Source organism: Kitasatospora sp. NPDC029367, from assembly GCF_055569135.1.
The window spans coordinates 39728-49799 of the sequence record NZ_JBVHYH010000073.1; the positions used below are offsets into that span (position 1 = coordinate 39728).

General features: G+C 72.8%; 9 protein-coding genes. 6 read left to right on the top strand and 3 right to left on the bottom strand.

Annotation, left to right across the window (positions count from 1 at the left end; translation table 11 throughout):
* Nucleotides 1–61: 61 nt before the first annotated feature.
* From ACZ4W5_RS30435 to ACZ4W5_RS30445, 3 genes are all read right to left on the bottom strand, one after another.
* Complete coding sequence (locus ACZ4W5_RS30435; protein ID WP_465658130.1) at nucleotides 62–2164, bottom strand: COG1470 family protein; 2103 nt, start codon at nucleotides 2162–2164, stop codon at nucleotides 62–64.
* A 255-nt stretch (nucleotides 2165–2419) separates the two neighbouring features.
* On the bottom strand, nucleotides 2420–3136 hold the full coding sequence (locus ACZ4W5_RS30440; RefSeq protein ID WP_465658132.1) for an MOSC domain-containing protein: 717 nt from the start codon (nucleotides 3134–3136) through the stop codon (nucleotides 2420–2422).
* A 64-nt stretch (nucleotides 3137–3200) separates the two neighbouring features.
* Nucleotides 3201–3947 (bottom strand): cyclase family protein, encoded by a 747-nt coding sequence (locus ACZ4W5_RS30445; RefSeq protein WP_465658134.1) that lies wholly within the window; start codon nucleotides 3945–3947, stop codon nucleotides 3201–3203.
* Nucleotides 3948–4038: 91 nt separating this feature from the next.
* Here ACZ4W5_RS30445 and ACZ4W5_RS30450 point away from each other — a divergent pair, with 91 nt between their 5' ends.
* The 6 genes from ACZ4W5_RS30450 to ACZ4W5_RS30475 all read left to right on the top strand — a co-directional run bounded on the left by ACZ4W5_RS30450 (nucleotide 4039) and on the right by ACZ4W5_RS30475 (nucleotide 9976).
* On the top strand, nucleotides 4039–4713 hold the full coding sequence (locus ACZ4W5_RS30450) for a UbiX family flavin prenyltransferase (protein WP_360225992.1): 675 nt from the start codon (nucleotides 4039–4041) through the stop codon (nucleotides 4711–4713).
* 119 nt (nucleotides 4714–4832) lie between these two features.
* Complete coding sequence (locus ACZ4W5_RS30455) at nucleotides 4833–5291, top strand: Lrp/AsnC family transcriptional regulator (RefSeq protein WP_030232219.1); 459 nt, start codon at nucleotides 4833–4835, stop codon at nucleotides 5289–5291.
* Between the two features lie 4 nt (nucleotides 5292–5295).
* The gene (locus ACZ4W5_RS30460; RefSeq protein WP_360225995.1) at nucleotides 5296–6258 is read left to right on the top strand and encodes a threonine ammonia-lyase; all 963 of its coding nucleotides are present in this window, start codon (nucleotides 5296–5298) and stop codon (nucleotides 6256–6258) included.
* Nucleotides 6259–6311: 53 nt separating this feature from the next.
* Nucleotides 6312–7475, top strand: coding sequence for an aminofutalosine synthase MqnE (gene mqnE / locus ACZ4W5_RS30465; RefSeq protein WP_465658136.1), 1164 nt, complete (start codon nucleotides 6312–6314; stop codon nucleotides 7473–7475).
* A 114-nt stretch (nucleotides 7476–7589) separates the two neighbouring features.
* Nucleotides 7590–8909: a L,D-transpeptidase family protein gene (locus ACZ4W5_RS30470; RefSeq protein WP_465658137.1), complete on the top strand. Its 1320-nt coding sequence runs from the start codon at nucleotides 7590–7592 to the stop codon at nucleotides 8907–8909.
* A 122-nt stretch (nucleotides 8910–9031) separates the two neighbouring features.
* Nucleotides 9032–9976 carry a beta-ketoacyl-ACP synthase III gene (locus ACZ4W5_RS30475; protein ID WP_402482170.1) on the top strand — a complete coding sequence of 315 codons (945 nt, stop codon included), beginning with the start codon at nucleotides 9032–9034 and terminating at the stop codon, nucleotides 9974–9976.
* Nucleotides 9977–10072 lie beyond the last annotated feature (96 nt).

The following is a 10072-nucleotide window of genomic DNA, read 5'->3' on the forward strand; positions in this document are numbered from 1 at the left end:
CCGAGCCCCGGCCCCCGGACGGTGCCGGGAGCCGGGGCTCGGGTGCTGCGCGGAGCGGGGATCAGGCGTTGCGGCGGCGACGCGAGAAGAAGATCGCGCCGATGCCGCTGGCCAGCAGGCCGGCGGCGGCCGCGGCGGCGGCCAGCATGCCGTCCGAGCCGGTGTGGGCGAGCGAGCCGCCGGCCAGCTGGGTGTCGGTGGTGGCGGTGCCGCCGGTGCCGCCGGTGCTGTCGGCCGTGCTGCCGGTGTCGGTGGTGCCGGTGTCGGTGGTGCTGGTGAGACCGGCCTTGACGGCGGTGCCGGTGCCCTGGTCGGTGCCCTTGCCCGTGTACTCGGCCGGGGTGGCGGTCAGGTCGAGGGAGAAGCCCTGGGCGCTGGCCCACGCGTCCGCGTACTGGCTGCCGGCCGGCTGCTCGGCGAGGATGACCGCCGGGGTGACGTAGACCCGGCCGATCGGGGCGTCGGCGGTGAAGGCCAGGCGCACGTGCTTGGTGAAGGAGGACTTGGCCGCGAGGTTCTTGTCCGCGGTGAGGTGGTACACCAGCGGACCGCCGGCCTGGCCGTTCGGCGTGCCGGTGATGTCCGCCCAGCTGCCGTCGGCCTGCTGCACCTGGAGCTTGCTGTTCCGGTCGGCGACCACCACGGGGGAGAGGTTGTCGTAGTCCGAGGCGCTCTGGTTGTCCACGGTGAAGTCGAACTCGACCGGGGCGCCGCCGATCGCGGCGGTGCTCGGCGCGTTCTTGACCGTCAGGCCGAGGCTCTTCATCTCGACGTCCTTGGTGCTCTCCGACACGACCGTGTTCGCGCCGTCCACGATCGCGGAGTGGAGCGTGACGGTCCCGTGCGCGTTGGGCCAGTCGTTGTTGACCGGGGCGGAGAGGCGCAGCTGGAGGGTCTTGGCGGTGCCGGCGGCGACCGACACGCCCGGGATCTCACCGCTGAAGTTGAAGGTCTTCTCGCCCTGGCTGAAGTTCAGCGTGACGGGCTTCCAGGTGCCGTCGGCGTCACGGTAGTCGACGGCGAAGCGGCCGGTGCTGCGCGCGGCCGGGTTGCTGACGTTCAGCTTCAGCGTGTACGTGGCGTCGGTGCTGCCCGGGTTGGTGACGGTCTCGGTGAACTCGACCGGCTTGCCGGAGTTGCCGATGGACGACGGCGGCTGCACCGACAGGGTCGGGCCGGAGGTGAGGTTGATCGCGACGAACTGCGGGCCGCAGACGACGGGCATGAACGCCCCGCCCTCGCCGAGCATGGCCCACGGGTGGATGTAGGTGGTGCCGGTCGGGGCGTCGGCGGTGAAGGAGAGGCGGACGTGCCGGGTGAAGGAGGCACCGGGGGCGAGGGTCTTGTCCGCGGTGAGGTGGTAGAGGACCCGGCCCGACTGGTCGGGGGCCGCGGTGACGGTCTCCCAGCTGCCGTCCGCGTTCTGCACCTGGAGCTTGCTGCGCTTGTCGGCCTCGATGACCTTGGCGACGTCGGTGTAGCGCGCGGCGCTGGGGTTGGTCACCGTGACGTCGAACTCGACCGGGGCGCCGCCGGCGACGGCGGTGGTCGGCGCGTTCCCGACCTGCACCGTGAGGGCCTTGGCCGTCACGGTCTTGGTGCTCTCGGCGAGAGCGGTGTGGCCGGAGGCGTCGAGGACGGTGGAGTCGAGCTTGATGGGCAGGTCGTGGTTGCCCCAGTTGTTGCTGATCGGGAGGCCGAGACGCAGCTGGACCGTCTTGGTGGCGCCGCCGGCGACGGTCAGAGCGGTCGGGATCCCGCCGGTGAAGTGGCCGCCGGAGTTGGTGAAGGCCAGGTCGACCGGCTTCCAGGCGCCGTCCGCGTCGCGGTAGTCGACGGTGAGCTGGTTCCCGGACTGGGCCTCCGGGTTGCTCGCGTCGAACCACAGCTTGTACGAGGCGTCGGCGGTGCCGGGGTTGGTGACGGTCTCGGAGAACTCGACCGGCTCCCCGCCGTTGCCGAACGACTCAGGGGTGTTGACCGTCAGCGACGGCTGGCCGGCCTCGGCCGCGGCCTTCGGGGCGGTCGGCGCGGCGGAGGCGGTGGCGGCGGCCGGGGCGTCGGCGGCGTAGGCGGCCGGGGAGGAGACCACGGCGCCGGTGGCGAGCAGCACGCCGAGGGTGGCGGCGGTGACGACGGCGGAGCGGGAACGGCGTGCGCGCACGACGGACATTCGGGATACCCCCCAGGGTGTTTCACCGGCAGCTTTCCGCTGCTGGTCGATCAGCACGGTACGGATCGGACCTGAGGTCCGGGGTGGTGTCCCCGGTGTCGCCTGCGGTCCGCTCGGGCGGGTTCCCCCGCCGCTCACTCACATAGACGTGCAAGGGCCCGGGGGGTTGCAGGTGAGTTCAGAACTTTTTCGGAGAATCTTTGAAACCGCTCTGACCTGCAGTTTCACCGGCGCCCTGGCCAGGACTCAGTCCAGCACCAGCCGGTCGCCGAGCCGCAGCCGCCCGGGGGCGGCGACCTCGGCGAGGGCGTCGAGCCGGCCGTCGTGGGCGTGCACGATCGTCTTGAGGATCTCCGGAGCGTGCGGCAGGCCGGGCTGCGGGGCGCCGCTCATCGCGCAGCGCTCGCTGGAGGAGACGAAGGCGAGCCGGGCGCTGTCCGGGGCCCCGCCGCGGGCCTGCCGGCCGAGCCAGGCGTCCTCGACGAAGGGCGGGGTGCCCGGCGGGGTGCGCAGCACGATGTTGGGGCGGAACCGGCGTTCGTCGACCGCGGCGAAGGGGACGGCCTCGCGGACCCAGTCCAGGGTGGCGGTGCTGAGCACGCTGACGGGCAGTCGGTCGAAGTGCGGGACGCCGTCCTCGCGGGCGAGTTCGACGTCCTCGCGCTGGAGGTAGGCGCGCAGGAAGGCGGTCGGGTGGTCGACCGGGCGGCCGAGCGGGTCGAACAGTTCGGGGCCGTCGATCCGGCGGCCGAGCCGGGCGGAGAGCCGCAGCAGCCCGTCCATCCGGCGGAAGCGGCGGGTGGTCTTGCCCGAGCCGAGCTTCCCGGAGGCGTCGCGGACGGCGTAGAGGCGGTCCCCGGCCAGGCCGCGCACGTCCACGTCGACGGAGTCGAGCCGCTCGCCGCCGGTGGACTTCACGGGGTAGCGCCAGAGTCGCTCGATCACTCCGATGATCTCAGCCATGGCCGGAAAGCCTAGTGGCGCCATCGGAGTTGGTCTAGACCAAGTGCGGCCCCGGTCGGGCCGGTCAGCCCAGCCGGGCCACCGCCCGCACCGGGGCCCCGTCCGCGGCCACCAGGCGCAGCGGGAACAGCGACACCTCCACCGGCAGACCGGCCTCCTGCGCTGCCAGCAGCGCCCGCAGGTCGGTCAGGTTCTCGGCGATCACCCCGCCGCCGTCCGCGCCCAGCAGCACCCGGTGGGCGGCCAGCGTCGGCTCCTCCACCGGGTCGGGCCCGTCGTGCTCGTCGGTGAGGTCGGCGAGCAGCGCGGCGACCGCCGGGTGCTCCGGCCCCGGGTCGGGGGTGGGGTCCACGCTCAGCGCGTCCACGCCGACCGTCCGCACCCCGGCGGCCACGATCGCCTCGGCGGCGGCCGCGGTCAGGCTGGGGTGGGCCAGGTAGGCGTCGGTGCCCCAGTGCCGGGCCCAGCCGGTGGCCAGCAGCAGGACGGTGCCCTCGGCGCAGCGCGCCAGCGCCGGCGCCAGCAGGTCGGGGGTGACGGCCGTCCGGGGCTCCAGCCCGCGCAGGTCGGCGACCACGGCCGGGCCGGTGAACCGCTCCAGCGGCAGCCCGTCCAGGGTCGGCCAGGTGACGTCCACGTGGTACGGCGCGTCCACGTGCGTCCCGGACTGCGAGCCGAGGTGCAGGGCCAGCACGTTCACCCCCGCCGTGGCGGTGGTGAGCGCGGGCTCCAGCAGGACGGCCGGGTCGCCGGGGTAGACCGGCATCGCGGTGGTCACCTGATGGGTGAGGTCGACGAGGGTCGCTGCCATGCGCCCATCCTCCCAGGGGGAGCGCCCGCGCGGGCCCGCTCCGCCGTGCCCGGGGCGGAGCCGCAGGTGGGGGCGGGACAGAATTGTCTCCATGGGAACTGCGAAGCGTCAGCCGTGGGTGGTCGGGGTCTCGGGAGCGTCGGGGACGCCGTACGCGGCCTCGGTGATCCGGGCGCTGCTCGCCGCCGGTGAGGCGGTGGACCTGATCGTCAGTCGGGCCGCCCGGCTCACCATCCTGGACGAGACCGGGATCTCCTTCCGGGACGCCCACTGGCGCGCCGACCTCGCCCGGTGGCTGGGGACGGACGAGGGCCTGGACGACGTCCGCTACTGGCCGGCCGGGGACTTCGCGGCCGGCCCGTCCAGCGGCTCGTACCCGGCCAAGGGGATGCTGGTGGTCCCGGCGACCACCGGCGCGGTGGCCGGGATCGCGCTCGGCCTGAGCAAGGACCTGCTCCAGCGGGTGGCCAGCGTCACCCTCAAGGAGCGCCGTCCGCTCGTCGTCTGCGTGCGCGAGGCGCCACTCAACGGGGTGACGTTGAAGCACCTGGTGGAGCTGGACGCGCAGGGCGCCGTCGTGCTCCCCGCCTCGCCCGGTTTCTACGCCGGCGGCTCCACCGTGCGCGAACTGGTGGATTTCGTGGCCGGCCGGGTGCTGGACGCCGTCGGCGTGCCGCACTCCCTGTACCTGCGCTGGGAGGGCGAGTTGGGCGCGGCCGCCCGCAAGCCGGGCGACGGGGACGCCGCTCGACCTGAGGGGGAGTAAGGAGAGCGAGGGCGGGAGAGTATCTTCTCTGCGATATCCGGGTCGTTCAGCGCACGGCGCCTTTGAATCCGGATAATGATCTGTGGGTCTGGTGAGGTTCGGAAGGACGCGGACGGTATATGGACACGGTGGACAGACAGCTCATCCAGGCGCTCCGGGAGAACGGCCGTGCGTCCTACGCCGAGCTGGGCCGACTGGTCGGACTCTCCGGCCCGAGCGTCACGGACCGCATCAACCGCCTGGAGCAGGCCGGTGTGATCACCGGCTACCGGGCGACGGTCAACCCGGCCTCGCTCGGCTTCGGCGTCACGGCCCTGATCGGTCTCCAACTGACCGACGCAGCCGACCACGAGGACGTCGCGTTCCGGCTCAAGGACCTCAACGAGGTCGAGGACTGCTGGTTCATCGCGGGTGACGACTCCTACATGCTCAAGGTCCGGGTGGCCGACGTGGCCGGCCTGGAGTCGGTGGTCAAGCGGATCTCGGGCACAAAGGGCGTGGCCCGCACCCGCACCACCGTCGTACTCTCCACGAAGTGGGAGAACCGGGTGAGCGAGCTCCCCCCCGAAGGAGAGTGACGGCATGGCACTGGTCGGTCTGGAGGAGCTGCACGCCGCTCGGGAGCGGATCGCCGGGGTCGCGGTGCGCACCCCGCTGGTCCCCGCCCCCTGGGCGTCCGAGGACGGGCGGCGGCTCTGGCTCAAGCCCGAGAACCTCCAGCCGACCGGGGCCTTCAAGACCCGCGGCGCCTACAACCGGCTGGCCGCGCTCACCCCGGAGGAGCGCGCCCGCGGGGTGGTCGCCCAGTCCAGCGGCAACCACGCGCAGGCGGTGGCCTACGCGGCGCAGCTGCTCGGCCTCAAGGCCGTGATCGTGATGCCGGACACCTCGCCCGCCGTGAAGGTCGAGGCCACCCGGGCGTTCGGCGCCGAGGTGATCCTCGTCCCACCGGGGGAGCGGGACGCCCTGCCCGGCGAGCTGGCCGAGCGGCACGGCTTCGTCTGGGTGCCGCCGTACGACGACCCGTTCATCATCGCGGGCCAGGGCACGGTGGGCCTGGAGATCGCCGAGGACGCCCCGGCCGGGCTGGACACCGTGCTGGTGCCGGTCAGCGGCGGCGGCCTGATCAGCGGGACGGCCGCCGCGCTCAAGCTCACCCGCCCGGGCGTCCGGGTGATCGGGGTGGAGCCGGAGCTGGCCGCCGACGCCCGGGAGAGCCTGCGCTCCGGGCGCCGGGTGGAGTGGCCGGTCGCCGACACCTACCGGACGGTCGCGGACGGGCTGCGCACCCCCTCGGTGGGCGTGCTGCCGTACGAGCACCTCACCGCCTACGTCGACGACATCGTCACCGTCACCGAGGACGAGATCCGCGCCACCGTCGCCCTGCTGGCCCGCCGCGGCCGGCTGGTCGCCGAGCCCTCCGGCGCGGTCGCCCCGGCCGCGTACTTCCACCGCGCCGCCGAGACCGGCGGCCGGACGGTGGCCGCCGTGGTCAGCGGCGGCAACATCGACCCGGGCCTGCTCGCCGAGCTGCTCGCGGCCTAGGCGTAACCTCGTCTCCGGTAAGGAATCGAATGTCTGAGGAGGCGGGGCACCGCATGGACGCAGGGCTCAAGCGCGAGCTGGAGGCGAAGGTCTACGCGGGTGAGCGGCTGACCCGCGAGGACGGGATCGCGCTCTACGAGAGCGACGACCTGGCCTGGCTGGGCGGGCTGGCCCACCACGTGCGGACGCGGAAGAACGGCGACGTCGTCCACTTCAACGTCAACCGCCACCTCAACATGACGAACGTCTGCAGCGCGTCCTGCGCGTACTGCTCGTTCCAGCGCAAGCCGGGCGAGAAGGACGCCTACACGATGCGCATCGAGGAGGCCGTCCGCCTCGCCAAGGCGATGGAGAGCGAGTCCCTCACCGAGCTGCACATCGTCAACGGCCTGCACCCCACCCTGCCGTGGCGCTACTACCCGCGCTCGCTGCGGGAGCTCAAGGCGGCGCTGCCGAACGTCTCGTTGAAGGCCTTCACCGCCACCGAGATCCACTGGTTCGAGAAGATCAGCGGCCTGCCCGCCGACGAGATCCTGGACGAGCTGATCGACGCCGGTCTGGAGTCGCTGACCGGCGGCGGCGCGGAGATCTTCGACTGGGAGGTCCGCCAGCACATCGTCGACCACGACACCCACTGGGAGGACTGGTCGCGGATCCACCGCCTGGCGCACGGCAAGGGCCTCAAGACCCCGGCCACCATGCTGTACGGCCACATCGAGGAGCCCCGACACCGGGTCGACCACGTGCTGCGGCTGCGCGAGCTCCAGGACGAGACCGGAGGCTTCCAGGTCTTCATCCCGCTGCGCTACCAGCACGACTTCCACGACTCCAAGGACGGCGTCGTGCGCAACAGGCTGATGGCCCGTACCGAGATGGCCACCGGCGCCGAGGCGTTGAAGACCTTCGCGGTCTCCCGGCTGCTCTTCGACAACGTCCCGCACGTCAAGGTCTTCTGGGTGATGCACGGCGTCACCACCGCCCAGCTGGCGCTCAGCCACGGCGCGGACGACATGGACGGCTCGGTGGTCGAGTACAAGATCACCCACGACGCGGACAACTTTGGCACCCCGAACAAGCTCGGCCGCGAGGACCTGCTCGGCCTGATCCGGGACGCCGGCTTCCGCCCGGTGGAGCGCAACACCCGCTACGAGGTCATCCGCGAGTACGACGGCCCCGACCTGACGCGTCGCGAGACCCCGCAGGCGATGCGCCTCTGACCTGCGCACTTCCGCCGCCCGGACCGCACCCGCGGCCCGGGCGGCGGCGTCTTCACCGCTCTCGCACGCGACCCGGGTTTACCAACGGGTACGGCGTTTGGCAGGATCGACGGCATGTCCGGTTCCCATCGCGCCACCGAGTACCCGCCGTACGAGCCGATGCCGGAGCCGGGGTACGGGGTGCCGCAGCAGTCGCACGGGGCGCCGTACCAGGCGTACGAGCCGTACCCGCAGGCCGTCCCGCAGCCCGCTCCGCAGGAGTACTACGGCGAGTACCACCAGCCGGCCGACGGGTACTCCGGGGCGTACGAGCAGCCGTTCGAGCCCTTCCAGCCCTTCCAGCCGTACGTCGTCGAGCCGGAGCCCGCCCACCAGGAGCCGGCGTACCAGGAGCCGCTGTACGAGCAGCCGGTGTACGAGCAGCCGGTGTACGAGGAGCCGGCGTATCAGGAGCCGCTGTACGAGCAGCCGGTGTACGAGCAGCAGCCCGAACCGGTCGCGCCCCTCGCGCCCCTCGCCTCCGTCACGCCCATCGTCGCCGCGGCCCCCGAGTCCGGTGGCCGGGCCGCCGCCCGGGGCCGGCGGCGCAAGGCGAAGCAGAAACGACACGGCAAGGCCGTGATGGCCGGCACCGCGCTGCTGGTCGCGGCCGCCGCCGGCTGGTACACCGTCGGCCAGGACGGCGCCAAGTCCGTCGCCGCGGCCGCCGACGGCCCCGGACCGGAGGGCGTCAGCAAGCCCGACCAGCCCGTCACGCCCGCCCCCGCGGCCGTCCAGGCCGCCGCCGACCGGCAGGCCGCCCCCGCGGCCGCCGGCCGCAGCGAGACCCGCCCGGACGGCTCGCTGGCCGCGATACCCGGCCTCGGGGCCGCCTTCACCGCGAAGATCCCCGCCGCGACCACCCAGGTCGTGGTCGCCACCGGCCAGGGCAAGGACACCGACAAGAACAGCGTCACCCTGTGGACCCGCACCCCCGAGGGCCGCTGGCTGGCCGGTGAGACCTGGCAGGGCCACAACGGCAAGAACGGCTGGACCACCGACCACAACGAGGGCGACCTGCGCAGCCCGATCGGCGTCTTCGACCTCACCGACGCCGGCGGCAAGAAGGACAACCCCGGCAGCAAGCTCCCGTACGACAAGGACGCGAGCTTCGTGGTCTCCGGGACGGGCTTCTTCGGCGACCAGCTGGCCGGCTCCTTCGACTACGTGGTCGCGATCAACTACAACCGGGTCGCCGGCAGCTCCCCGCTCGACATGCGCCGTCCGATGGGCAGCAAGAAGGGCGGCGGCATCTGGCTGCACGTCGACCACGACGGCCCGACCCACGGCTGCGTGTCGATACCCGAGGACAAGATGGCCCAGCTCATCCGCACCCTGGACCCGGCCGCCCACCCGGTGATCGTGATGGGCGACGCCACTTCGCTGGCCGCCTGACCTCGGCGTACACCCGGGCCCAGGCGCCCCAAGGGTCTTGTGGACCCCCTACAGTTCCCCGGTGTGGATCCTGTAGCCGGTCGTGCCCGGCTGACCAGCGGGTAACCCGGTTCCATGGCAGCATGAGCGGTTCGCGCATTGTGGCACTCGGGCACTACCAGCCTCCCAAGGTGCTCTCCAACGACGATCTGGCGGCATTCGTCGACACCGACGACGAGTGGATCCGCACCCGGGTGGGGATCCGCACCCGGCACATCGCCGAGGGCGAGACCCTGGTCGACCTCGCCACCGAGGCCGCGCAGAAGGCGCTGGCCAACAGCGGCCGGACGGCGGCGGAGATCGACCTGGTCGTGGTCGCCACCTGCACCGCGATCGAGCGCAGCCCCAACACCGCCGCCGCGGTGGCTGCCCGGCTGGGCGTCCGCGCGCCCGCCGCGTACGACATCAACACGGTCTGCTCCGGCTTCTCCTACGCGCTGGCCACCGCCGACCACGCGATCCGGGCCGGTGCGGCGCGGCGCGCGCTGGTGATCGGCGCCGAACGGATGTCCGACACGCTCGACTGGACCGACCGCTCCACCTGCGTGATCTTCGGCGACGGTGCGGGCGCCGCGGTGGTCGAGGCCCAGGAGGAGGGCGCCGAGCCGGGCATCGGACCGGTGGTCTGGGGCTCCGAGCCGGAACGGGGCGACGCCGTGGTGATCACCGGGTGGGACCCGGTGATCAGCCAGCAGGGCCAGTCGGTGTTCCGCTGGGCCACCACCCAGCTCGCCCCGCTGGCCCGGCAGGCCTGCGAGCGGGCCGGGATCGACCCGTCGGAGCTCAAGGGCTTCGTCCCGCACCAGGCCAACCTGCGGATCATCGACGCGATCGCCGCCAAGCTGGGCCTCGCCGACGCGGTGGTGGCCCGGGACGTGGTCGACTCCGGCAACACCTCGGCCGCCTCGATCCCGCTCGCCTTCTCCAAGCTGGTCGAGCGCGGCGAGCTCTCCCCGGGCGACCCGGTCCTGCTCTTCGGCTTCGGCGGCGGCCTCGCCTACGCCGGCCAGGTGGTGCTCTGTCCTTGATTCGCCCGCTCGCCTCCGGGGCGCTCTGACCCGGTGCCGACGGTCGGCGCTCCCTCGCTCCTTCGTCGCTCCCTCGCTTCTCCCTTTCGGCACCGG